Source organism: Bradyrhizobium sp. USDA 3315, from assembly GCF_054056795.1.
Window position 1 is genome coordinate 5102652 of record NZ_JBSRYP010000001.1, and the last position, 24366, is coordinate 5127017.

General features: G+C 60.9%; 18 protein-coding genes and 7 pseudogenes. 16 read left to right on the top strand and 9 right to left on the bottom strand.

Annotated features, from left to right (window positions below):
• Positions 1–512: 512 nt before the first annotated feature.
• The 3 genes and pseudogenes from ACVIYL_RS23625 (at position 513) to ACVIYL_RS23635 (ending at position 2736) form a co-directional block, all read left to right on the top strand.
• Positions 513–803, top strand: a complete 291-nt coding sequence (locus tag ACVIYL_RS23625) for a hypothetical protein (protein WP_456779971.1) — start codon at positions 513–515, stop codon at positions 801–803.
• Positions 804–921: 118 nt separating this feature from the next.
• A pseudogene (locus ACVIYL_RS23630) lies at positions 922–1682 on the top strand (IS5 family transposase).
• An 85-nt stretch (positions 1683–1767) separates the two neighbouring features.
• Positions 1768–2736, top strand: coding sequence for a cytochrome-c peroxidase (locus ACVIYL_RS23635; protein ID WP_456779972.1), 969 nt, complete (start codon positions 1768–1770; stop codon positions 2734–2736).
• Between the two features lie 544 nt (positions 2737–3280).
• Here the strand turns inward: ACVIYL_RS23635 and ACVIYL_RS23640 are convergent.
• Positions 3281–3583, bottom strand: a complete 303-nt coding sequence (locus tag ACVIYL_RS23640) for a LexA family protein (RefSeq protein WP_456779624.1) — start codon at positions 3581–3583, stop codon at positions 3281–3283.
• On the opposite strand from ACVIYL_RS23640, the gene ACVIYL_RS23645 reads away from it, so the two are divergent.
• The gene (locus ACVIYL_RS23645; RefSeq protein ID WP_456779625.1) at positions 3582–4703 is read left to right on the top strand and encodes an IS630 family transposase; all 1122 of its coding nucleotides are present in this window, start codon (positions 3582–3584) and stop codon (positions 4701–4703) included. The genes ACVIYL_RS23640 and ACVIYL_RS23645 overlap by 2 nt on opposite strands.
• A gap of 161 nt (positions 4704–4864) precedes the next feature.
• Here the strand turns inward: ACVIYL_RS23645 and ACVIYL_RS23650 are convergent.
• Positions 4865–5271, bottom strand: a pseudogene (locus ACVIYL_RS23650) (ABC transporter permease); the annotation flags it as partial.
• A 125-nt stretch (positions 5272–5396) separates the two neighbouring features.
• Here ACVIYL_RS23650 and ACVIYL_RS23655 point away from each other — a divergent pair.
• From ACVIYL_RS23655 to tnpC, 8 genes and pseudogenes are all read left to right on the top strand, one after another.
• Entirely contained in the window at positions 5397–6830 is a 1434-nt protein-coding gene (locus ACVIYL_RS23655) for an IS4 family transposase (protein WP_456779677.1), read from the top strand.
• A 115-nt stretch (positions 6831–6945) separates the two neighbouring features.
• The gene (locus ACVIYL_RS23660) at positions 6946–7296 is read left to right on the top strand and encodes a transposase (protein ID WP_253606702.1); all 351 of its coding nucleotides are present in this window, start codon (positions 6946–6948) and stop codon (positions 7294–7296) included.
• The gene (tnpB, locus tag ACVIYL_RS23665) at positions 7293–7439 is read left to right on the top strand and encodes an IS66 family insertion sequence element accessory protein TnpB (protein WP_076824769.1); all 147 of its coding nucleotides are present in this window, start codon (positions 7293–7295) and stop codon (positions 7437–7439) included. The genes ACVIYL_RS23660 and tnpB (ACVIYL_RS23665) overlap by 4 nt, the downstream gene beginning before the upstream one ends.
• Positions 7440–7542: 103 nt before the next feature.
• Entirely contained in the window at positions 7543–8781 is a 1239-nt protein-coding gene (locus ACVIYL_RS23670; protein ID WP_456777325.1) for a tyrosine-type recombinase/integrase, read from the top strand.
• Positions 8778–9710: a tyrosine-type recombinase/integrase gene (locus tag ACVIYL_RS23675; RefSeq protein ID WP_456777324.1), complete on the top strand. Its 933-nt coding sequence runs from the start codon at positions 8778–8780 to the stop codon at positions 9708–9710. The genes ACVIYL_RS23670 and ACVIYL_RS23675 overlap by 4 nt, the downstream gene beginning before the upstream one ends.
• Positions 9707–10714 carry a tyrosine-type recombinase/integrase gene (locus ACVIYL_RS23680; RefSeq protein WP_456777323.1) on the top strand — a complete coding sequence of 336 codons (1008 nt, stop codon included), beginning with the start codon at positions 9707–9709 and terminating at the stop codon, positions 10712–10714. Before ACVIYL_RS23675 ends, ACVIYL_RS23680 begins: the two co-directional genes overlap by 4 nt.
• A 122-nt stretch (positions 10715–10836) precedes the next feature.
• Positions 10837–11019: pseudogene (gene tnpB, locus ACVIYL_RS23685) on the top strand (IS66 family insertion sequence element accessory protein TnpB); the annotation flags it as partial.
• A gap of 123 nt (positions 11020–11142) precedes the next feature.
• Entirely contained in the window at positions 11143–12651 is a 1509-nt protein-coding gene (tnpC, locus tag ACVIYL_RS23690; RefSeq protein WP_456779973.1) for an IS66 family transposase, read from the top strand.
• A gap of 16 nt (positions 12652–12667) precedes the next feature.
• Here tnpC and ACVIYL_RS23695 read toward each other — a convergent pair whose 3' ends face one another.
• From ACVIYL_RS23695 to ACVIYL_RS23710, 4 genes and pseudogenes are all read right to left on the bottom strand, one after another.
• Positions 12668–14101, bottom strand: a complete 1434-nt coding sequence (locus ACVIYL_RS23695) for an IS4 family transposase (protein ID WP_456779677.1) — start codon at positions 14099–14101, stop codon at positions 12668–12670.
• A gap of 134 nt (positions 14102–14235) precedes the next feature.
• A pseudogene (locus ACVIYL_RS23700) lies at positions 14236–14631 on the bottom strand (ABC transporter permease); the annotation flags it as partial.
• Positions 14624–15397 (bottom strand): ABC transporter ATP-binding protein, encoded by a 774-nt coding sequence (locus ACVIYL_RS23705; protein WP_456779974.1) that lies wholly within the window; start codon positions 15395–15397, stop codon positions 14624–14626. The gene ACVIYL_RS23705 and the pseudogene ACVIYL_RS23700, both read right to left, overlap by 8 nt.
• A gap of 151 nt (positions 15398–15548) precedes the next feature.
• Positions 15549–16554 (bottom strand): annotated as a pseudogene (locus ACVIYL_RS23710) (ABC transporter substrate-binding protein).
• 1012 nt (positions 16555–17566) lie between these two features.
• Here ACVIYL_RS23710 and ACVIYL_RS23715 point away from each other — a divergent pair.
• Positions 17567–17716 carry a hypothetical protein gene (locus tag ACVIYL_RS23715; protein WP_456779975.1) on the top strand — a complete coding sequence of 50 codons (150 nt, stop codon included), beginning with the start codon at positions 17567–17569 and terminating at the stop codon, positions 17714–17716.
• A gap of 84 nt (positions 17717–17800) precedes the next feature.
• On the opposite strand, the pseudogene ACVIYL_RS23720 reads toward ACVIYL_RS23715, so the two are convergent.
• Positions 17801–18978, bottom strand: a pseudogene (locus tag ACVIYL_RS23720) (acetate/propionate family kinase).
• 37 nt (positions 18979–19015) lie between these two features.
• Positions 19016–21439, bottom strand: a complete 2424-nt coding sequence (locus ACVIYL_RS23725; protein ID WP_456779976.1) for a phosphoketolase family protein — start codon at positions 21437–21439, stop codon at positions 19016–19018.
• 305 nt (positions 21440–21744) lie between these two features.
• On the opposite strand from ACVIYL_RS23725, the gene ACVIYL_RS23730 reads away from it, so the two are divergent.
• Both ACVIYL_RS23730 and ACVIYL_RS23735 read left to right on the top strand, forming a co-directional pair.
• Positions 21745–21957, top strand: a complete 213-nt coding sequence (locus ACVIYL_RS23730) for a hypothetical protein (RefSeq protein ID WP_456779977.1) — start codon at positions 21745–21747, stop codon at positions 21955–21957.
• A 66-nt stretch (positions 21958–22023) separates the two neighbouring features.
• Positions 22024–22422, top strand: coding sequence for a hypothetical protein (locus ACVIYL_RS23735; RefSeq protein ID WP_456779978.1), 399 nt, complete (start codon positions 22024–22026; stop codon positions 22420–22422).
• A 956-nt stretch (positions 22423–23378) separates the two neighbouring features.
• Here the strand turns inward: ACVIYL_RS23735 and ACVIYL_RS23740 are convergent.
• Positions 23379–23885, bottom strand: a complete 507-nt coding sequence (locus tag ACVIYL_RS23740; RefSeq protein ID WP_456779979.1) for a Spy/CpxP family protein refolding chaperone — start codon at positions 23883–23885, stop codon at positions 23379–23381.
• 292 nt (positions 23886–24177) lie between these two features.
• Between ACVIYL_RS23740 and ACVIYL_RS23745 the strand changes: the two are divergent.
• Positions 24178–24291: pseudogene (locus ACVIYL_RS23745) on the top strand (IS21-like element helper ATPase IstB); the annotation flags it as partial.
• Positions 24292–24366 lie beyond the last annotated feature (75 nt).

Here is a 24366-nt window from a genome sequence, read left to right on the forward strand (position 1 = left end):
TTCCTCGCTCTCGGTTCCCGCCCAATCCCGGAATGCCTCACGCGGGAATGCCTGATATTCGGTGCTTTTGACACGTTTCGCGAATTTTCGTGGCGCAGGTCGAGGCGCGCAGTGATCTCAAGGGTCGTCTGCCGCTTCTCCCTCATCTCGGCGAACACCATCTCGATTCAGTGCTTCAGGAGGTCGTTAATGCTCTCTTGCTCGCGCTCCGACCATGAGCCCGCGCCAGCCGACGAGACACCTCCCACAAGGGAAGCAAGTGGACCAGTGTACTTTCGAGATTCAACCGCCGGAGCCAGGCGGCCTTCGGGGATCCATCGTTTAGGTGCGAGCGCCGTCTCGGAGCGAAACCCGAACGGCGTTACACGAGACTTGCCGTGCGGGACCTACATTGTGAATTGTTCCGGGGGGGGCGTCAGCTTATCGACAGCTAAGGCTCATATTGTGGAATCCTCTCGATCTAGACTGACTAGTCCGGCTCGATTTGCCCAGATCTGGCAGAGGAGAAGCGGATGGACCGCTTTGACAATATCAACAGCTTCGACGCCCCAGATCCCACGCAGGTGTCTTTACCGGCCAGCAAATGCTGGGGTGGGCGAATGAGGCCGCGTGTTCGGCGATCCTGGATGGCAACCGCTGTCGTTGATCGCCTCTTCATTGTTTCGTCGGTGGCGCGCCAGGTGGCAGCCGGTGGCCTCGAGAAGTGCCGTTGCGACGTTTTCCTTCTGGTGAGCGCTGTCTTTCTTAGAGGGTGGGCCGCGTGCAGCTTTTCGGCCATTTCCGGAATCTATGAAAACTGGTGATGCAAGCTATGAAGAAGTCAGCGATACGAGAGCTCTCCCTAGGACCGATCGACATTCAGGATTCCCAAGCGGTTTGATCGCTGATTCATAGAGTTCCGTGATTCGAGACACGGAGCAGATGGTGGCGGCGAAACGATATGAGCTGACGGAGGCGCAATGGGCGAGGATTGCGCCACTGCTGCCGGGGAAAGCTGGCGACCCGGGACGTACGGCTGCGGACAATCGACTGTTCGTCAACGGATGTTTGTGGGTTTTGCGATCGGGCGCACACTGGAGCGACCTGCCGGAACGGTACGGCAAGTGGAAAACGGTGCATCAGCGCTTCAGCCGCTGGTGCCATGCCGGCGTCTGGGAGTGCGTGTTCGCTGCTCTGACCGCCGATCGCGACAACCAGTATCTGATGATCGACAGCACCATCGTTCGCGCCCACCAGCAGGCGACGAGCGGAAAAGGGGGGCCAAAGATCAGGCGCTGGGGCGTTCCCGAGGTGGACTGACCACCAAGATCCACATGCTGGCTGATGCGCTCGGCCGTCCGCTCCGCTTCATCGTCACGGCTGGGCAAGTTAATGACATCACCCAGGCGCCGGCACTGCTCCACGGCCAAAGCGGCGATGCCGTGCTCGCCGACAAGGCCTATGACAGCAACGCCCTGCGTGCGATCATCGCGGAAATCGGCGCAACGGCGGTGATCCCGTCAAACCGCACCCGCAGGATCATCATTCCGCACGACGCCGACGCATACAAACAGCGCAACCGCATCGAGCGCTGCTTTTGCCAGCTCAAACACTTCCGACGCTTGGCAACCCGTTATGACAGGCGATCTGACAACTTTACCGGCTTCATCCATCTCGCTGCCGCAATGATCTGGATGCAATGAATGTCGATCGGTCCTAGTCTGTAAGGTGTACGTTCTGGGCGTTGGGCTGCTGGTGTCCTCAGCAGCCGACGCAAATGACGATTTGATGAGCGCCGCCAGGCAGGCTTTCAAGCCGATTCCTTCGGTCATTCCTGCGATGAAGGACAACTCAGTCACCAACGAAAAGGTCGAACTTGGCAAGACACTGTTCTTCGATCCGAGACTGTCGGCGAGCGGGGTCATTAGCTGCAATACGTGCCATAACCTTGGCGCGGGCGGCGTAGACGCCGGTCCAACGTCGGTCGGTCATGGCTGGCAGCGGGGGCCACGTCGGGCACCTACCGTTTATAACGCAGTATTCAATGTGGCGCAGTTCTGGGATGGACGTGCGGCAGATCTCAAGGCGCAAGCCGCGGGTCCCATCCAGGCAAGCGTCGAAATGAATGCCACCCCGGACAGAGTACTCAACACGTTGAATTCGATGACCGACTATGTCGTCATGTTCCAGAAAGCGTTCCCGAACGAGGCGAGGCCCGTCACCTTTGACAATTCCGCCAAGGCGATCGAGGCTTTCGAAGCGACTCTGATCACACCTGCTGCTCCGTTTGATGAGTACCTCAAGGGCGATACGCATGCTCTCGATGACCAGCAGAAGGCGGGACTAAAGCTGTTCATGGAGAAAGGATGCTCGTCTTGCCACAATGGAATCAACGTCGGTGGACAGGATTACTTCCCGTTCGGCGTGGTTGAGAGGCCGGACGGAACGCTGCTTCCGCCCGACGACAAAGGCCGTTTTGCGGTTACCAAGGTAGCGAGCGACGAATACGTTTTCCGCGCCGCGCCGTTGCGCAACGTTGCGTTGCGGGCCCCATACTTCCACTCGGGCCAGGCCTGGAGCCTTAAGCAAGCGGTTGGCGTTATGGGTGAGACCCAGCTCGGCGCGAAGCTCAGCGATAAAGAGGAGAACGACATTGTCGCGTTTCTGAATTCGCTAACCGGGCAGCTGCCCAAGATCGAATATCCGAAACTGCCCACGCGTACCGATGCAACGCCACGGCCGTCTCTAGACAAATAGGACAACCCGCTAAGTCGGCAGCCGTGCGCTCTAGGCGTCAAACCCATCCTCTACGACGAACGCGGCGTTCGGTTCGACTTCGGTGACGATGGCAAGGGTTCCATATCTTGAGGTCGTCGCGGTTTACGTGAGTGATGAGCAGTCTCCAGAGAATAGCTTGCAAACGATCGCGGTTCGTCAAACAACAACTGTTGCGATACAAGTCAACGCGGCGCGGCAGCGTTCCCGAGGTCTCGAACAGCTTCCAAGACCCAAAACCCAACGCTCGGAAGATAAGTCGAAGCCGGTTTTAGCGCTTGTCGTTTTTGTGCTTGCGAGCATGGTGAGCAGCAACGTCGATGTGAGCGCGATGGTGGCGAGGGGCGACTTGGACAGGAGCTGCAGAGGCTGGAGAAATTGCGAACGGCGTAAATGAGAACGGAGCAAATGTCTCACCAAGAGGCCTTTGTGCCACGGGAGCCGTCCATATATGGGTCCCGGCCCCGTGCCCAATTTGCGCACCTAGTGGCTCTGCACAGTGATTTTGACGGGTTGCGTCTGGCGGTCAGAGTAGCTCCGGCAGGTGTTTTGGATCAACGAGGACCTCGATACTGCGAGGGGTCCTTGGCTGCCGTCTGATGAGGCCCTCCCGTTCCAGCGTCAGCACCATCTGGTGAACCGAGGGCGGGCTAACGCGGAAGTATTCCCGCATGTCGGCTTCCGCCGGGGGTCTGCGGTGCAGGCGCGTGTAGAGGTGGATGAAGGCCAGGTACTGCCCCTGTGTGGGCGTGAAGGGTTTTGCCGAAGGACTCACGCCGGCCATCCGATTCAGTTGTTGGTGCGTGCCTCGAACACGGAGGCATGCCATGAATGTACGCTATCGGGTCGACCTCAGCCAAATCGAGCGCACGGAACTCAAGGCGCTGCTCAGCGGCGGCAAGCATGCGTCCCGTAAGCTCAAGCGCGCGCAGATTTTGCTGGCTGCCGACACCGGCGGCAGCGATGAGGAGATCGCGCGGAGCGTCGGCGTGGGCGGCTCGACCGTGTACCGGACCAAGCGCCGCTTCGTGGAAGGCAATCTGGAGCGGGCGCTGAGCGATGAGCCGCGGCCCGGAGCGGAGCGCAAACTCACGGTCAAGGAAGAAGCCTTGTTGGTGGCGACGGCCTGCGCCAGTCCGCCAGAAGGCCGGGCCCGCTGGACGCTTGAGCTGCTGGCAGGTGCGATGGTCAAGCTCACCGAACACAAGAGCCTGTCGCATGAGACGGTTCGGCGGCGCCTGGCCGAAAATGGCCTCAAGCCCTGGCGCAGGGACATGTGGTGCATTCCGCAGATCGACGGCGAATACGTCGCCCGTATGGAGGACGTGCTCGACCTCTACGCCGAGGCGCCAGATCCCAAGCGGCCGGTGGTGTGCTTCGACGAAAGCCCGGTGCAGCTCATCGGCGAGGCGCGTCAACCGATTCCGGCCGAGCCCGGCCAGCTCGAACGTTACGATTACGAGTACCGTCGCAACGGCACGGTCAATCTCTTCGTATTCCTCGACGTGCATCGTCCCTGGCGCAAGGTCAAAGTCACTGAGCGGCGCGCGGCTGAAGACTATGCCTCCTGCATGCGCGACCTCGTCGACATCCATTATCCCGACGCCGAGATCATCCGAGTCGTCCAGGATAATTTATCGACCCACTCCGCCGGCGCCCTGTATCAGGCCTTCCCGCCCGCCGAAGCCAGGCGGATTTTGCGACGGCTCGAGTTCCACTACACGCCTAAGCACGCAAGCTGGCTCAACATGGTCGAGATCGAGATCGGCGTCCTGCGGGGCCAGTGCCTCAATCGCAGAATCGACGCCCCCAAGCGGTTGCGCCGCGAAATCGCCGCTTGGGAACGGAAGCGAAATGCCGCCCGCTCTCGCATCAAATGGATGTTCACAACAGACAAGGCCCGCACCAAAATGGGCCGCGCCTATCCCGCGACTTCCAAAGAGTCATAATCACTGTGCAGAGCCACTAGGCCGGGACGGCGGTGGAGGTCTTAGCGTGTACCTCTCCCATCCACATCATCATTGCGAGCGCAGCGAAACAATCGAGGATCGTTCCGCTGGAATAGCCTGGATTAGCTTCGTCGCTTCGTTCCTCGCAATGACGATTGCGGTTAGCGCCAGTGCAACAGTTTGGCCTCAAGAAGGTTGATCATCCTCCCCACCGCAAGCCCGAACACCGACAGGATCACAACGCCCGCAAGCAGCTGATCCGTCTGCATGAGATTGCCGGCCTGGAGCACAAAGGCGCCGATGCCGAACTGGGCGCCGATCATCTCGGCACTGACGACGAGCAGGAGCGCGACCGACGCCGTGATGCGGAAGCCGGCAAGGATCGAAGGCAGCGCGCCGGGCCAGATCACCTTGCGCACGAGAGGTTGCGTGGCACCGCATCGACGCCGCTGTAGACCGAGATCGCGGTCGAGAAGAACACGCCCAATGCAATCGTCGCGATCTTCGGCTCTTCGCCGATGCCGAGCCAGAGAATCAGCAGTGGCAACAGCGCGATCTTCGTAAGCGGCAAGGAGACCTTTCAATTACCCACATTTGACTCGGATTTGAGCGAGGCGCGGCGGGCGAAATCTTGAATCGGCAGAATCTGTTGTGATTCATTGTTGAGCACCTGATTCGGAAGTGGGGTGCTCGATGGGGTTGGTGAAGGAACGCGCGGAGACGCGTGCTCAGCGATTGACGACCGGTATCGCGACGTGGGTTGATCGAGAAGCTGCGGGATGCGAGTTTAAAGATGAGCGGCTTGGTCGCCGGTTCTGCAAATTGCTCGCACAAGTCGGGAGCGACATGGGTCAAAGCATCCCGTTGGTTTGTCAGGACTGGGCCAACACAAAGGCCGCCTATCGCTTCTTCTCCAACGAGCGGGTCAATGAGGCGGATATTCTTTGCGGTCATTTCGAGGCGACGCGCGGGCGCGTAGCGGCGACGGAGGGACCGATCCTCGTCCTCCATGACACGACGGAATTCAGCTTCAAGCGCGAGAAGCCGGATCTGATCGGCTTTACGGGCAAGACGGCAGGACGCACACAGTGCGGCATCCTGATGCATTCGAGTCTCGCCGTGACGACCGAGGGGCTTCCGCTCGGACTGTCGGCAATCAAGTTCTGGACCCGCAAGAAGTTCAAGGGGACGACGGCGCTGAAGCGAAAGATCAATCCGACACGGGTGCCGATCGAGCAGAAGGAGAGCATCCGCTGGCTCGAGAATTTACGGCAATCGACCGACCTTCTCGCTGCTCCTGGACGATGCGTTCATATTGGTGATCGCGAGAGCGACATCTATGAGCTGTTTTGCCTGGCCGAGGAGGTCGGAACGCATTTCCTGGTGCGAACCTGTGTTGATCGGCTTGCCGGGGACGGCAATCATACAATTGCCGACGAAATGGACGAGGTGACGATCAAGGGTCTACATCGGATCAAGGTCAAGGACGACAAAGGCGATCCCGACGACGCCGTTCTTGAGATCAGGTACCGCAAGATACGCGTCCTGCCGCCGATCGGCAAACAGACGAAATATCCCGCACTCACTCTGACCGTGATCCACGCTCAGGAGCGGGGAAGGCCGAAGCGGCGAAAGAAAATCGAGTGGAAGCTCCTCACCGATCTCCCGGTCCAATCGCGCAAGGACGCCATCAATAAGATCGAATGGTATGCCTTGAGGTGGAAGATCGAAGTCTTCCATAAGATCCTCAAATCTGGCTGCAAAGCAGAGGACTCAAAATTGCGAACTGCTGAGCGTCTGGTCAATCTGATCGCGGTCTTCTGCATTGTGAGTTGGCGCGTCTTCTGGATGACGATGCTCAATCGCTCCTCGCCCAATACCCTACCGCAAACCGCGCTGACAGATCCCGAAATCAGGCTTCTTGATCATTTGGTGAAAGACAGGGGTGGCGACTGCTCTCGACGAAGCACGCTCTCGCACTATGTCGTCAAGATCGCGCGGCTCGGAGGATATTTGGCCCGAGCCAACGATCCGCCTCCAGGAAATACCATGATCTGGCGCGGACTATCGCGGCTGACCGACATCGAACGGGGAGCTGCGATCGAGGCAAAAATTATGGGTAATTGAAAGCAAGGAGACCCCGTCTGGCGGAGGGGGTGAACGATCGGCTATCGGCTGCTAAGTTTGTGAGCCGATGTGAGCTTCTATGTCTGCGCCTAGTTCTGGAACTAGAACCTTCCATATGATCGAAGCGGTCGCCGACCGTCTTGAGGGAGCGCCGCGGCAGCTTCGCCGACGCTGGTCGGACGAGTTTAAGGCCCAAGTCGTGATGGAGGCGCTGGAGCCTGGCGCGAGCGTCTCGGCGATCGCCCGCCGGATCGGCATTCACCCGTCGCAGCTGTTCGCCTGGCGCCGTGACGCTCGGGCCGAGCGGCGGCGTTATCGCTCACGGCACTCGAGTTGCGAGGGTGTGGTGGCGCCTGTGGCAGGCGCGGTGATCGAGATTGCCATTGGCGAGGTGATCGTGCGCGCCGGCGTGGACGTCGACGAGGCGCAGTTGCAGCGGGTGATCCGGGCGGTCCGTTCGGCATGATCCCCTCCGGCGTGAAGGTGTTCCTGGCGAGCCATCCAGTCGACTTCCGCAAGGGTATCGATGGCCTTGTTGCGCTGGTGCGCGATGCCGGCTCAGATCCGTTCTTATGTGTCGGACGAGATTATGTGGCGGAGGCGCTCTAACGCCAGCCCGGGCCGGCCACGGCTGGATTCCTCCGCCACATAATATTTCGTGCCCCTCGTGGCGACGCGGGATCCCCCTGCGCCGTAACGCCGGAGGGGCACAATGCTCGAGTTCTATTTTTCGTACCGCGGGGTGCTTAAACGCCTTCGTGACGGGGCGCTCGGCGCCGAGATGGATCGCATCGCGGGGCACTTTTTCTCGCTCGGTTACAAGCAAGCATCCGCTAAGCTTTATCTGAGCCGGATCGCGCGGTTCGGCCGTTTTGCTGCAGCACATTGCGGTTCACGGCCGATCGGCGAAGCTATCGTCGATAGCTATCTATGCACATTCACCACGGACTCACCACGGATTGCGGCAGTGTCTGCGATCCAACACGCGCGACGGGTGGCGCCCGAACGATTCATTGCTTCGACGCCCATTGTAGTCGATGATCCGGACGCTCCGCTTTTGCGCTCCTTTTCTCACTATCTGAGCAGGGTACGAGGCCTTGAGCCAAGGTCCCGCGATGGCGTTCTCTTGGGCGCACGGCGCTTTCTGGATTGGCTCCACCATCGCCATCCTGGCCAAGACCTCGAGGCGTTGACGGCAGAGCATGTCCTTGCCGCTGTCGAGTATCGGCTGTCGCTCTCGGCGACCTCCGGCACTCGCACGGCGGCGATCTCTCACATCCGAACGTTTCTCCGCTTTCTGCATTGGGGTGGTCACCACGAGCAGGATCTGGCTCCCATCGTTCCAAGAACGCCATATTGGCGACTGGCCCATTTAACGCCCCGGCTTTCGTGGGATGATGTTCGCCGCGCCATCGATGCGATCGGCAAGGTGACGCCGATCGACCTTCGCGATCGAGCTGTTCTGTTGTTGCTCGCCACCACAGGCATTCGCAACGGCGAGCTACGCGCTCTTCAGCTCCGGGATATCGACTGGCGAGCTGGTGAGTTTTTTGTCCGGCGCACCAAGGGCAAGCGTGACCGAGTGGCCCCGCTCATCGAGGAGACCGGCGCCGCGCTCGCCGACTATATCCTGCGGGCTAGACCGAAGGTCGATAGTAAGCATCTGTTCCTGTCCTTCACGCCGCCCGTGGGACCATTCAAGTACGCGTCGTCTGTTTCAAGGATCGTGCGGAGGCGGTTGCAGCATGGTGGGATCGAGCTCGGTCGCGTCGGAGGCGCACATCTCCTGCGCCACAGTCTAGCCACCCAGCTCGTCGGGCGACGAAGGCCGATCAACGAGGTCGCCGATCTTCTAGGGCACCGAAGCATCAACACAACGGCGCTGTACGTGAAGGTCGCGGCCTCGCAGCTCGCTGAGGTCGCGCTCCCCTTTCCGGGAGGCGCCGCATGACTGCCTTCGCCGCATTCCTCGGCGACAAGGTCGAGCGCTACATCGAGCTGCGCCGCTCCCTCGGCTACGCCTTCAACAAGCAAGCCGGCACGCTGCGGGCTTTCGTTCGCTACGTCGAGCAATCTCAGCTGGGTGCGCCCGCCACCCGGACGATGGCGCTGGACTTCGTCCTATCGTTCGGTGGCGCCGCCGACAGCCGCGCGGTCCGTCACGGCGTGCTCCGCCGATTCTACGAGTACCTGGTCCTCTACGCCCCCCAGACCGAGGTCTTGGAGCGCAAAGCTTTCCCGCGGTCCAGGGCGATTCCGCCGCCGCGCATCCTAAGTGAGGCTGAGCTGACGTCGCTTATCGACGCATGCAGCCTCATTTCGCCAGGGAACCCTCTCAGGGGCCGTACGATGGCGACGCTAATCGGATTGTTGGCCAGCACGGGATTACGATCGGGCGAAGCGGTCAGCCTTGATCGCGGCGACGTCGATCTGACCAACGGGATCGTCCTCGTCCGTAAAACCAAGTTCCGTAAAGACCGCCTGATTCCTGTTCACCCAACGACCCAGGCAGCCCTTCGTCGATACGCCCGTGAGCGCGACACCGTGTTTCCCAGGCCCAAAGGCGAGGCCTTCTTCCTCAGCTCGCGAGGCTGCCGTCTGTCGGCGACCGGCCTGCAAAGCAACTTCGCTAAGGTCCGCAAGCTCGCGGGTCTTGACAATGGCAAGCCTCTGCGACCGCACGATCTCCGGCACCGGTTCGCGGTGACCAGGCTCAGGCTGTGGCACCAACAGCGCGCAGACGTCCAAGCGCTGCTGCCCTTACTCGCCACCTACCTCGGCCACGCCAACTATAGCGACACAGCCTACTACCTCACCGGCTCGTCGGATCTCCTCGCCATCGCGGCTGAGCGCGCCTTCCTCGACGGAGGCGCGGCATGAACGAACACCTCCTGCTGGCGCCGCTCCTGGAGTCGTACTTTCGTCGCCGGTTGACCAAGCAGCGCAACGCGACCTCCGCGACCTTAGCCAGCTATCGCGATGCCTTGCGCATGCTGATCCTCTTTGCCGCCGCCCATTTGGGGAAGAAGCCGGCGGCGCTGGCCCTTGAGGATCTCGATCGGGACCTTGTTCTCGCCTTTCTTGACGAGCTTGAGGAGAAGCGGAACAACTCCGTCGCAACGCGCAACGCCCGATTAGCCGCGATCCGATCCTTCTTCCATCACGTCGCTGCCGCCGATCCCGCCTCGTTCGGCGTCGCCCAACGGGTTCTGACGATCCCCACCAAACGGGCCCACATCGAGGTGACGCATCATCTCACCAACGCCGAGGTGGAGGCCATCATCGCAGCCCCTGATCAGACGACGCCCCGCGGCCGGCGCGACCGGGCCTTTCTGCTCTTCTTGGCGAGAACCGGCGCTCGCGTGTCCGAAGCGACTGGCGTCAACGCGAACGACCTTCAGTTGGAGCGAGGACGCCCGCAGGTGCTGCTTCATGGCAAAGGACGCCGAGATCGCGTCGTTCCCATTCCTAAGGATCTGGTGCGATCGCTGACGGACCTATTGAGCGAACGCGGTCTCGCCAATCATGAACCGCGGCCGATCTTCGTCGGGGTTCACAACGAGCGCCTGACGCGTTTCGGCGCGACACACATCGTGCGGCGTGCCGCCTCCCAGGCCGGGTCCACGAGGCCAAGCTTGGAGGGCAAGCCGATATCGCCGCACATCTTCCGGCATTCCCTCGCCATGAAGCTTCTCCGGTCAGGTGTGGACCTCCTGACGATCCAGGCTTGGCTTGGCCATGCTCAGGTCGCCACAACCCACCGATACGCCGCTGCGGATGTCGAGATGATGCGCCGGGGACTTGAGAACGCGGGCGTCTCAGGCGACCGCAGCGCGCGCTTCCGGCCGAACGACACCATCCTGCAGCTGCTGGCCAACATCTGATTATTATGTGGCGGAGAAACCCTGAGTGGCCGGCCCGGGCTGGCGTTAGAGCGCCTCCGCCACATAATCTCGTCCGACACATAAGAACGGTTATGTTGCACGCAACATAACCGTTCGACGGTGCGCTTTATGTGTTCCGCGCCAAAAGAGCCGACCGAATAAAGATCGTATGGTGGGATGGCTCCGGCGTGTGCCTCTATTTAAAACGGCTTGAAAAGGCGAAGTTTTACTGGCCGCGGATCGGGCACCATCGGGTGCAGGTGAATCCCGCGCAGTTGATGGCACTGGTGGATGGGATGGATTGAAAGCGGGTCCAGACCGTGGCGGTCAAGCCGCCAGAGATTGTTGGGTAAAAGCACTGCGGCGAAGTGAATCAGTGGGCCTGAAAGGGCAAGAGAAGCGGAGCAAAATGTGCTCTGGTCGGGTCAATGACGCCGCCCGATCTCAGCTTCCCGAATGACGTAGAGATGCTGAAGGCCATGGTGCTTGCCATGGCCGAGAAAGCGGCCCGCGCCGATGCTCTGGAGAGCGAAGTCGCCGATCTCAAGGCCCGCAACGCCGATGCCGATGCGCGCATCGAGCGGCTGACGCAAATCCTGAAGGCCTTCGACCGCGCCCGGTTCGGCCGACGATCGGAGAAGCTCGGCTCGGCGAACGGCGACGATGAACAGCAGGCCCTCGTCTTCGAGGAGATCGAGACCGGCATCGCCGCGATCAAGGCCCAGGTCAGCAAGGGCCGTGCGCAGGCGGATGGCAAGCGTGCACCGCGTCGGCGCAAGGGCTTTGCGCCCCATCTGGAACGGATCGAAACCGTCATTGAGCCGGAAGAGCTGGCTGAGCATGCCGGCAAGCAGAAGGTGCTGATCGGCGAGGACGTGTCGGAGCGCCTGGATGTGGTGCCGGCGAAGTTCCGGGTGATCGTCACGCGCCGTCCCAGGTATGCCTTCAAGAACGCGGACGGCGTCATCCAGGCGCCGGCCCCGGCCCATATCATTGAAGGAGGCATTCCGACGGAAGCGCTTCTGGCCCAGATAGCCGTCGCCAAATATGCCGATGGCCTGCCGCTCTACCGGCAGGAGGCTATCTACGCCCGCGATCATGTCGAGCTGAAGGCCGAACGGGTCTTTGCCGACGAAACCACTTTGCCGACGCTCGCTCCGGGCTCCGGATCGACAAAGACGGCCTACTTATGGGCCTATGCCCGGGATGACCGAACCTTTGGCCGCAGCGGTCCCCCGATGGTGGCTTATCGCTTCGAAGACAGCCGCTCCGGCGAATGCGCGGTCCGCCATCTCAATGGTTATCGCGGCATCCTGCAAGTGGATGGCTATGCCGCCTATAACAAGCTCGCGCGATCCGATCGCGGCAATGATGGCATCACATTGGCTGGCTGCTGGTCACACTGCAGACGCAAGTTCTACGAGCTGCATGTTGCAGGGAGCTCGGAAGTGGCAACGGCGACGGTCGAGCGGATGGCAAGGCTCTGGCAGGTCGAGAAGACCGTGCGCGGTCAAAGCCCCGACGCTCGCGTTGCCGCGCGCCGGCAAGCCTCCGCGGCGATCGTCGCAGATCTCTTCGATCTCTGGCAGCAGACCTTGCGGCGGATCTCCGGCAAATCAAAATTGGCCGAGGCGATCCGCTATGCCGTCTCGCGCCGTGCCATCTTCGAACGCTTCCTGACCGATGGACGTATCGAGCTCGACTCCAACGTCGTCGAACGCGCCATCCGGCCACAAACAATCACGAGAAAGAATAGCCTCTTCGCTGGCAGCGACGGCGGCGGACGAACCTGGGCGATCATCGCAACGCTGCTGCAGACGGCGAAAATGAACAACGTCGATCCGTTCGCCTGGCTCGCCTTAACACTTCAGCGTATCGCCAACGGCTGGCCGAGCAGCCAAATCGACGCGCTTATGCCATGGAACCACGCAGCCTGACGGCCTCAGCTTGCTTTCAATTACCCATAATTTTTGCCTCGATCGCAGCTCCCCGTTCGATGTCGGTCAGCCGCGATAGTCCGCGCCAGATCATGGTATTTCCTGGAGGCGGATCGTTGGCTCGGGCCAAATATCCTCCGAGCCGCGCGATCTTGACGACATAGTGCGAGAGCGTGCTTCGTCGAGAGCAGTCGCCACCCCTGTCTTTCACCAAATGATCAAGAAGCCTGATTTCGGGATCTGTCAGCGCGGTTTGCGGTAGGGTATTGGGCGAGGAGCGATTGAGCATCGTCATCCAGAAGACGCGCCAACTCACAATGCAGAAGACCGCGATCAGATTGACCAGACGCTCAGCAGTTCGCAATTTTGAGTCCTCTGCTTTGCAGCCAGATTTGAGGATCTTATGGAAGACTTCGATCTTCCACCTCAAGGCATACCATTCGATCTTATTGATGGCGTCCTTGCGCGATTGGACCGGGAGATCGGTGAGGAGCTTCCACTCGATTTTCTTTCGCCGCTTCGGCCTTCCCCGCTCCTGAGCGTGGATCACGGTCAGAGTGAGTGCGGGATATTTCGTCTGTTTGCCGATCGGCGGCAGGACGCGTATCTTGCGGTACCTGATCTCAAGAACGGCGTCGTCGGGATCGCCTTTGTCGTCCTTGACCTTGATCCGATGTAGACCCTTGATCGTCACCTCGTCCATTTCGTCGGCAATTGTATGATTGCCGTCCCCGGCAAGCCGATCAACACAGGTTCGCACCAGGAAATGCGTTCCGACCTCCTCGGCCAGGCAAAACAGCTCATAGATGTCGCTCTCGCGATCACCAATATGAACGCATCGTCCAGGAGCAGCGAGAAGGTCGGTCGATTGCCGTAAATTCTCGAGCCAGCGGATGCTCTCCTTCTGCTCGATCGGCACCCGTGTCGGATTGATCTTTCGCTTCAGCGCCGTCGTCCCCTTGAACTTCTTGCGGGTCCAGAACTTGATTGCCGACAGTCCGAGCGGAAGCCCCTCGGTCGTCACGGCGAGACTCGAATGCATCAGGATGCCGCACTGTGTGCGTCCTGCCGTCTTGCCCGTAAAGCCGATCAGATCCGGCTTCTCGCGCTTGAAGCTGAATTCCGTCGTGTCATGGAGGACGAGGATCGGTCCCTCCGTCGCCGCTACGCGCCCGCGCGTCGCCTCGAAATGACCGCAAAGAATATCCGCCTCATTGACCCGCTCGTTGGAGAAGAAGCGATAGGCGGCCTTTGTGTTGGCCCAGTCCTGACAAACCAACGGGATGCTTTGACCCATGTCGCTCCCGACTTGTGCGAGCAATTTGCAGAACCGGCGACCAAGCCGCTCATCTTTAAACTCGCATCCCGCAGCTTCTCGATCAACCCACGTCGCGATACCGGTCGTCAATCGCTGAGCACGCGTCTCCGCGCGTTCCTTCACCAACCCCATCGAGCACCCCACTTCCGAATCAGGTGCTCAACAATGAATCACAACAGATTCTGCCGATTCAAGATTTCGCCCGCCGCGCCTCGCTCAAATCCGAGTCAAATGTGGGTAATTGAAAGCTCAGCTTGCCGCTTACCGATCTTCGGGATCGGGAACAGCGCGGAGATGAAGGTGATGCCGACACTGCGCGCAAGCCGCGACAGGCCGATGGCAAAGCCGACGGCGATGCCGGCCGCGGTGCCGAGCAGCCAGCCAACACCGATGCGCAGGAGCGAGGCGGATATGTGCTGCCAGAGCGCGCCGGACGCGGCGAGCTCGTAGATCGCTCGCGCGATCATTGATGGCGCCGGCAGGAACAGCGGATTGACAAGGCGCGCGCTGCCAGCGGCCTGCCACAGCGCGATGACAAGCGCGAGCGCGACCCAGCCGCCAAGCCGGCTGCTCGCGGGCACGAAGCCCGCGCCGCGGAAATGGACCAGCCGCGTCGCCGCATCTTTCGCTGGCGTCTTAGCCCGGGTTGCGCGATCAAGCATGTTGGACCTCGCGCTCGGCATCGATCGCCTCGTTGCGGATCAGCGACCAGATGTGGCTCTGGAGCGCGAGCAATTTTTCACGCGCAGCAACCTCGGCGCGTTCGGCGCGCGTCAACGGCACCGTCACGACCTCGCGAATGCGGCCGGGCCGCCGCGACAGCACCACGATGCGGTCGGCAAGAAGCACCGCCTCTTCGAGATTGTGGGTGACATAGACCGCGCCCATGCCGCCATCGGCGAGCAGGCCGACGAAATCTTCCATCAGGAACTCGCGGGTTTGCGAATCAAGCGACGAGAGCGGCTCGTCCATCAGCAGGATCGCCGGCCTCACCGCAAGCGCGCGCGAAATGCCAACGCGCTGGCGCATGCCACCGGAGAGCTGTTTTGGATAGGTCGCGCGAAAATCGGTGAGGCCGGTGCGGCGCAGCGCATCGTCGACCTGCGCGCGGCGGTGCGCGGACGAGAGCTGGGTGTGTAGCAGCGCGAATTCGACGTTCTCCTCCACCGTGGCCCAGGGCAGCAGTGCAAAATCCTGGAACACGAAGGTCAATGGATTGAGGCTGTCCGCAGGCGGCGCGCCGCGCAACTCGGCCATACCCGATGACGGCAGCAGCAGGCCGCCGAGGATCGACAATAACGTGCTCTTGCCGCAGCCCGACGGCCCGACGATCGCCACCACCTCGCCCGCGCCGACGGTGAAGGAGACGTCGTCGAGTACGGCGAGCTCGCCGAAGCGGTGGGCGATGTGGTTGGCGATCAGGTCCATGAGGCGCCCTCGGCACTCACGCTGTCATCCTGAGGAGCCGCGAAGCTGCGTCTCAGAGGATGGACGGCCCCGGCTGCATTCGGCCGTGCATCCTTCGAGGCTCGCTTCGCGAGCACGTCGGAATGACGGACATACAGGCGCGCGCACATCATTAATCTGCTTTCACGTATTCCTTGGCGATGATCGCGTCTGCGTCAAAGCCCTTGTCGACGAAGCCCTGCTCTTGCAGCCACTTGATTTGGTTGTCGACGTCCTTCACGTCCAGCTTGCCGTCCGGATCGATATAGGCACAGTTGCCGACCACCTGCTCCACGGGCAGGTTGGTGTACTTTGCGATGATCTTGAGCAAGGGCATGGTCTTGTCGTTGATCGGCACGGTGCGGTCCTTCATCGGGGCCAAAATTACGTCGTGATATTCGTGATCGGCCTTGGCGAGCGCGCCCAAAAGCTTCGTCACCAGCGCCTTGTTGGCCAGCGTCTTGGGCGAGGCGAACACCGCACCGAGCTGCCCAGGGCGTCTCGTCACCGACCCAACCCAGGAATTTCGCACCGCCTTCGTCCACCAGCTTTCGCGCGGTGGAGATAGGAAGCAGCGCGGCGTCGACCGTTTCGCCCTTCAGCGCAGCCACCGCATTCGACAGCGATTGCAGCGGCACTATCTTCACGTCTGACAGCTTGAAGCCATATTTGTCGGCGAGCAGCCCGAGCGAATAGTGAAAGCTGGAGCCAACCTGCGTCATCGCAATACGCTTGCCGGCCAGATCCTTCGGCGTCTTCAGTCCGGCCGCGTAAGCGTTGTTGCTGGCGAAATAGCCGGTAAGGGGATAGCTGGCCTTCTCGCGGCTCATGCCGCCGATCACCTGCAGTGTGCCCTTGCCGGCGAGATTGTAGAGACCGGCGGTAAACGCGGTAATGCCAAAATCGACGTCGCCCGAGGTGGTGGCGACCGCGATCGGCTGCGCCGCATCGAAGAACTTCAGTTCGATATCGAGGCCGGCATCGTGGAAATAGCCCTTGTCCTGCGCGATGAAGACCGGCGCGGACGACGACAACCTGGCCAAACCAATTTTGGCCTTCAGCGTCTCCTCGGCCCGCGTAGCTGTAATCGTCGTCAACGCCGACAAGCCCACTACCGCGAACCGTGCCACCCAACCCATTCGGCTTCCTCCGTCGTTTGTTTACAGGCCCTCTGGCACGGTCTGATACCGCCCTATAAAGGCGCCCCGTTGTTTCAACGTTTCCTGAAAGTTTTCGACCGGGATCTGGTTGCCCGACAGCGCCTGCGTCGCGGTCCATACGAAGAATCCGGCCTCATGGCTCATGCATCGTTGGCGGTTTCGTTCATGGTGTCCTCTATACCCTGATATCCGGCTCGGCGTAGTGCTGCAGCGTGACAGTCCCCGCCAACGCTCGACGCGCCCTCAGAATTTGCACCAACCTCACGTCCCGTTGCTCCGATATCGGGTGCACCTTCGCTCACGTCCGTAGCACTCAAAATGGGCGGCATCGCCGCTAGTTACCCGCTCCCGTTTTTTTGGTAGCAGGATTAGCTTTCGAGAAGCTGACGAGGACCAGAGGTGGCGGCGTCGGCAAGAGCTGGCTCGCTTGCGCCCCGTTGGCATACTTGCTTCACGGATATTTCCGCGGAGTCGCCGCGCGACGAAGAAACGCGCGCCCCAGCCGGACCGCTCGAGCCAGGGATCGTTGGCGTAGCCGGCTTTCCGTCCACTTCGCCTTCGTTGGTGATTTGTGTGGGCCAAAGATGCGCAGCGGCGGCAACCGCGCGCCCCTGGAGCGTATGACAGGGGGCGGAGCCCCGCGCCGCGCAAAGTGGTGTACGACCTTCAGGCGGTGGACAGCTTCGTGTCGCAAACGCATGCGGCTCTGCCTGCGTCGCTGGTCATTGCCGAGCCGACGGCAATTACCCGACTGCAGACCCGGCGCTTTCTGTTCACGCCGGATGAGGAACCTCAGGGAGTCGCGGGCGCACAGTGGGGTGATAGCCTTCCGGCGCTGGTGCAGGCAGCGGCTGCTACAGAGCTTCGAGAGTTAGGACATCGCACATGCGCTGCTGTGCGCCGACAGCGGTGTAGAGGGTGCATCGCGCCTTCTGATTACCTGCGTCACTTCGAAATTGTGCTTTGAGCACAGCCACGCGCGACGATCTCCTTGTCCGCGAAGATCGTCGACCAGAATGGCCAGGTAAAGGTTGCAAGGCTCTTTGACAAAACCGAAGCGGTTGGCCCGCTCGCACCGTCCGAGGCGGCGGCCGCGTTCAATCATGCGTTCGGTGCGTTTGCACGCGCGCTCGTGATCTAGGTTGCGAGGCCGGACTAAACACAGCTTGTCGTGAGTTTCGGATCGCTCTGGCTATTGGGAAAATCCCTAAGTTGAAGCGTGTTGCTAGCGGCTTGCAGTGAGTAAACTGCGGCAGTGCCGCGCAATGCTGACTTCCTCGCTGGTCGGAATGACAAGCACATCCACCGGGCTGCCTTCAGCTGCGACGCGCTGTTCTCCCTTTGCATTTGCTGCTGCATCGAGATGGACGCCGAGCCAGGCGAGGCGATCGCAGATGTGCTGCCTGATCTCGGCGGCGTGCTCGCCGATGCCGCCGGTGAACACCAGACCGTCGAGGCCGCCGAGCGTGCTCGCCATCATGGCGACATCAGTGGCGGCACGGAAAACGAACAGCTCAACGGCTTCGCGCGCAGCAGGCTCGCGGCTCGCCAGCAAAGCGCGCATGTCGGCCGACACCATTGAGACACCGAGCAGGCCTGAGGCTTCATACAACAAATGCTGCAACTCATCCACCGACATCCTCTCTCGCTGCAACAGATAGAGCAGTACACCCGGGTCGATCGTTCCACAGCGCGTCCCCATCACGAGGCCGTCGAGCGGTGTCAGTCCCATGGTGGTGTCGACGCTCTTGCCGTTATGCAGGGCGCAGAGACTTGCCCCGTTGCCGAGATGCGCGATCACCGTGCGCGTCTGCGTCGGAGCGAGCGCGGCAAGGCGGTCTGCGACATACTCAAAAGAGAGCCCATGAAACCCGTAGCGGCGGATGCCGCGCTCTTCAAAACGCCGGGGAATGGCAAAACGGCTCGCTGGCGGCGTCAGGCCATGATGAAAGGCGGTATCGAAGCAGGCGATTTGCGTCAGCCCGCGCTGCAGCGACCTTACCGCCCGGACTGGTGCGAGACAGCGCGGCTGATGCAGCGGCGCCAGCGGCGTCAATGCGTCCAGCGCCGCGATGGTCCGTTCGTCGAGCACGACGGGACCTGAGAATTCGGTCCCGCCATGGACGATACGATGGCCGACAGCGGCGAGCCGGTCGGCCCCCAGATAATCTTCGATCCAGGCAAAGATATCAGCAAAGAGGCCGTTGCTATCAGCTTCGACGCCGCGGCGCCGTTTCTCGAAGAGAGGCTTGCCCGACGCATCGGCCACCGCGATGCGCGGCGCTGCCTCCTGCTCGTCGAACTGGCCCTTGCACCTGAGTTCCGGCTCGGTCGGTGCGATATCGAACAGCCGAACTTGACGCTGGAAGAGCCGGCGTTGAGCACCAGGATATTGGCGGACATTGACGATCTCTTTCGTACGCACTGCCGATGCAGCGCTTCAGTCCCCTGGGCTACGCAGGGTGGTGCCAGCTGCTGCGCTGCTGGGCCAACCCCAGTCGCGAATCTCCGGCATGTCTTCGCCGTGCTCGCGCACGTAGCGCGAGTGATCGATGAGCCTGTCGCGGAATTGCTGCTTGACGTGGGCCGCGGCGATGCCGAGCCCCGGCAGCCGCTCGATCACCTCGATGGCGAGATGGAAGCGGTCGAGCTGGTTCAGCACCACCATGTCGAATGGTGTCGTCGTGGTGCCTTCTTCGGCGAAGCCGCGCACGTGCATGCCGGCGTGATTGGCGCGGTTGTAGGTCAGGCGGTGGATCAGATAGGGATAGCCGTGATAGGCAAAGATCACCGGCTTGTCCCGGGTGAACAGGCTGTCGAAATCCCGGTCGGACAGGCCGTGCGGATGCTGCTCCTTCGGCTGCAGCGTCATCAGATCGACCACATTGACGACGCGGATTTTCAGGTCCGGCATCGCCTTGCGCAGCAGATCAACGGCGGCGAGCGTCTCCAGCGTGGGGACGTCGCCGGCGCAGCCCATCACCACGTCGGGCTCGGTGTTGGACGTCTCGGTGCCGGCCCAATTCCAGATGCCGATACCGGCTTCGCAATGGGTGATCGCGTCGCGCATCGACAGCCATTGTGGTGCCGGCTGCTTGCCGGCGACGATCACGTTGATGCGGTCATAGGTGCGTAGGCAATGATCGGCGACCCAGAGCAGGGTGTTGGCGTCAGGCGGGAAGTAGATGCGGACGATATCGGCCTTCTTGTTGGTGACGAGATCGACAAAGCCGGGATCCTGGTGGCTGAATCCGTTGTGATCCTGACGCCAGACATGCGAGGTGAGGAGATAATTCAGCGACGCGATCGGCCGCCGCCAAGGCAGCGCGCGCGAGACCTTCAGCCATTTGGCGTGCTGGTTGAACATCGAATCCACGATGTGGATAAAGGCTTCATAGCAGGAGAAGAAGCCGTGGCGGCCGGTGAGCAGATAGCCCTCGAGCCACCCCTGGCAGAGATGCTCGCTCAGGACCTCCATCACGCGGCCGTCATTGGCGAGATGGACGTCGTAGGGCTCGATGCCTTCCATCCAGACCCGGTCGGTGGCCTCGAATACTGGGTCGAGCCGGTTGGATGCGGTTTCGTCCGGACCCATGATGCGGAAATTGCGCGCGTCAGCACTCAGTTTCACTGCCTCGCGCAAGAACTTGCCGAGTTCGCGCGTGGCTTCGGCGACAACCGTGCCGGGACCGGCGACCTCGACCGCATGCGCGCGGAAATCCGGTAGCTTCAGCTCGCGCTTCAAGAGGCCGCCATTGGCATGCGGGTTGGCTCCCATCCGGCGGTCGCCGGCGGGCGCCAGACTCTGCAATTCGGGTACGAGCCGCCCATTCGAATCGAAAAGTTTTTCGGGCTCGTAGCTCCTCATCCAGTGTTCGAGCAGCTTCAGGTGTTCAGGATTGCCGCGCGCATTGGCGATCGGGACCTGATGCGCGCGCCAAAATCCTTCGACCTTCAGTCCGTCGACCTCTTTCGGTCCGGTCCAGCCCTTCGGGCTTCGCAGCACGATCATCGGCCATTTTGGCCGCTGGAAGCTCGTGGTACCTTCGCGGGCGGCGTGCTGGATCGAGCGGATGACGGCGAGGGCGCGGTCGATCGCATCTGCCATCAGCCGATGCATTGCACTTGGCTCGCTGCCTTCGGCAAACAACGGCTCGTAACCGTAGCCGATGAAGAGACTGCGGACTTCCTCGTCACTCATTCGGCCGAGCACAGTGGGATTGGCGATCTTGTAGCCGTTGAGGTGCAGGATTGGCAGCACCGCGCCGTCGTGCACCGGATTGAGGAACTTGTTTGAATGCCATGACGCCGCAAGCGGACCCGTCTCCGCTTCACCGTCGCCGACCACGCACGCCACGATCAGGTCGGGGTTGTCGAGGGCGGCGCCATAGGCGTGCACCAGCGCATAGCCGAGCTCGCCGCCTTCGTGGATGGAGCCGGGCGTTTCCGGCGCCGCATGGCTCGGAATGCCGCCGGGGAAGGAGAACTGGCGGAACAGTTTTCGCAGGCCATCCACGTTGCGCGTCACCTCGGGGTAGATCTCCGTGTAGGTGCCTTCGAGATAGGTGTTGGCGACCATGCCGGGGCCGCCATGGCCGGGGCCGCAGACATAGATGATGTTGAGATCGGAGGCGCGGATCACGCGGTTGAGATGGGCATAGATGAAGTTGAGACCCGGCGTGGTGCCCCAGTGGCCGAGCAACCGCGGCTTGATATGGTGCGGCTTGAGGGGCTCCGTGAGCAGCGGATTGTCGAGCAAGTAGATCTGCCCGATCGAGAGATAGTTGGCGGCGCGCCAGTAACGGTCGAGCAGTTCCAGATCGTCGGTGTGCGGTTGTTCACCTGCGGTCGTCGTCAGCTGCATGTCGCGCTCCGAAGAAAGGTTCAGGAATGGCCTCGAACCCCGCCAATAAGTTCCAGATTAGACGACCAATATGACGGAAACAGCTTGAGCCAGCTCAAGCACGCTCGTCAATGTACCGAATTGTCCCTCGTGGTGCCACCCGGAGCGTCGTCATTGGTGGTGTGGAGCTGTCTCAGGCAAGGCGGCAGAAGGCGTTCCTCGGACATGTTTCGATCGTTTGTTGAATGCGAATTGACCTTGCTCAATGCTCCTGTGCGAACGATCGCGGATGTTGGCCGGTAGGCTCTGATCTGACGGGTGTTGCCATGGCTGACCGAGCAAAATTACCTCCTGTCGAAGAAGCAGACCCGTATTCGAAAGGCGCCGCAGGCGTCACCTGCGCGAAGTCCAACGAATGCCGTTGGTTGATGGACCGGCTGGAAGACGACGAAGTTCGCGAGGTCCTGAAGAGTGGCACGATGCTCACTCCCTCCGCATCGGGCAGATTGGAGCGATCTCCGCACGAGATGGCGTGGTGAAGAGACGCATGACTGAGGTTGGCTCTCGGCTTCCTCGCACCAGTCGAATCCCGAGACCCGCCGATCGTGTTGACAGAGTTGAAGCACTCGGAGCGGCCCTCCAAGACTGCCGAGGATGACCTTGGCGCAACGCAGGCCATGCGCAGGATACTGCAGTCGCCGAGCTATCAGGAGGCCGATCAGGACGCCCGGTTCCTGCCAAGCGGGGTGACCCGTGGCATCCATCTTCAACTCGATTTCCTCGAGACTGAGCCTTGCTTCAGGAGCGACAGGTCGCCCCATACGATCGGCGTCGCTGAGAAGGGCAAATACTACGAGATGGCACGCAGGTTCGGCCAAATCGTCGGCTGGGCAAGCGAAAGGACCAGCGGTGGCCGCAGCATGATCATGACCGGCGGGGTCCCGGAATTATGGAAGCTGCTAATAAGGGCGCGCACGATGTTGGGGCCGAGTCGATCGCACTGAATATCTCTCTTCCGAAAGAGCTGTATCCGACTGCCCGACGTGACCCCCGAGCTTTGCTTCAGGTTCCAGCATTTTTGCGATGCGCAAGCTGCATTTCCTGATGCGCGCTCGAGCGCTTGTGGCTTTTCCGGGTCGCTACAGGACTTTCTCTTGGACGAGGGCGTCATTGATCCGGAGGACCGGGCTCTCTTTTGGTTTACAGAATCGGCAGAGGAAGCCTGGCAGGGAATCCTGCTTTGGTACTAGGCGGCCGGCCGCAGCCTTCCGCCGAGGACGACACCTCACCGGTCGAAACTGTCGGCCGTCCGAAAGTCAGCCGACCTTCATGCCGAGTGTCCCGTACAATCGTCGCGAAGCAACAAGCCGGGCGGCTTTCAGGAGATATGCTCGGAATCGGTTGCAGGGGATATGCAGTGCTGACCCCCTCGGACAGATCGCCGAGCGACGATAGGGACCAGCCCGTCGGATCGAGGCCGCGTTGACGGATACGATCCAGGGGGCGGTGCTCGCTGCGCGTCTACGCCACCACATTCATCGGCCGATCTGACGTTTGGCGATCCAGACTACGAACGGGAGTTTCTCGAGATCGTCAAGGTCGCGGGCGCGATCAGACATACATATTCGAAGCGCTCTTCCGTGTCAGGAAGATGGGGGATGAAGAGGACGTCACGAAGCCCGGACCGAAGTTCGCGGATCGGAGGTTCGCCCGGGAAAAGCGACCTAAGTCGAGACGCTCTCAAGCAGCTGCTCAGTGTTCTCGATGTCAGTTCTCGATGTCAGCAGATGGAGTCGATTCCAAAACCCCGAACAAGCCGCTCACTGCGAGTTTCTCCGCTGACAGCTGGCGTCGTGCACTGCGGCGAGCCGCTTCGGGAGGATATCCCTCCCGTCACGCGCCTGAATCGGGTCATGACGAGCGACGGCGAGCACTACGTTACCGAGTCTTCTTCTTGACCTCACTCGTCGTCTTCTTCAGAATCGATACGACGTTCAATCGTATCTCTTATTCCGCGTGCGGCGACGACTATCACAAAAGCCAGCCTTTTCTTCTGCTCCTGGCTTAACGTCTTAAAGAGTGGCTCCCAAGCATCGGCGACCTTCTTGAGGTCCGCAGCACGTTGACTCAGTGAGTCGGCGCGATGTCGCATCAGCTGAATCGGATTGGGCTCGTGAAGTGTGTCCAGCGAGCTGCTGTCGCGCAGTGACGCCACCCGTTCCCACCGAGCTTGCTGGTTTTTCGCCCTGGCCCGTATGGCATCCTCCACGGCTGGCCAGTACTTTTCCTGGTCGGGTGATAGCTGCAAGGTGGACTTGATTATTGCCACACGCGTGTCCGTCAAGGCGTTCAGGTCGGCCGCGCTAGGATGCGTGGCTCCAACAGTGGAAGATGTTTCCGCGGCGTAGGCAAGCGGTGACGCTGTTAAAACAACCGCAGTTACTGCAACGGCTATTTTCTTGATCATCGAGAACTCCTGGATTGTCCGTTGGTGGAAAGCTGCACCTGGATGACGAAATGGGGCTATCCAATCACCCAAATCGGAATACGGAGCGTCGGGTCGCTTTAGCTCCAAGTTGAGCTGGGCGTTTACCTGACAGGCTGGCTCCTAACTGGCCTTGTCAACCATCCGAAAGCACCTAACGATACCTTGCGCGGATAGTATTACGAAAAACCACATCGGAGGCACCTACCAGGATTGATTGCTATCCTAAATCAGGCCCGCTCGCTGAGCGCGTTGCAAAGGCCAGCTCGGACTGCAGCGTATTGTTGGCGACTTGCTCAACGCCGAGATTAACTAGAAGTAGGTTCAGTCAATCAAATACCAACTCACCATGGCCAAGCTGCCATTGGCCAAGGATATCGCAGACTTCCAGTCGATGGCACGCAATCAAACAGGCGCTCGTCCACGGTTCACGTCTTTGCCGTCCGTAAGACTCTGGTACTCC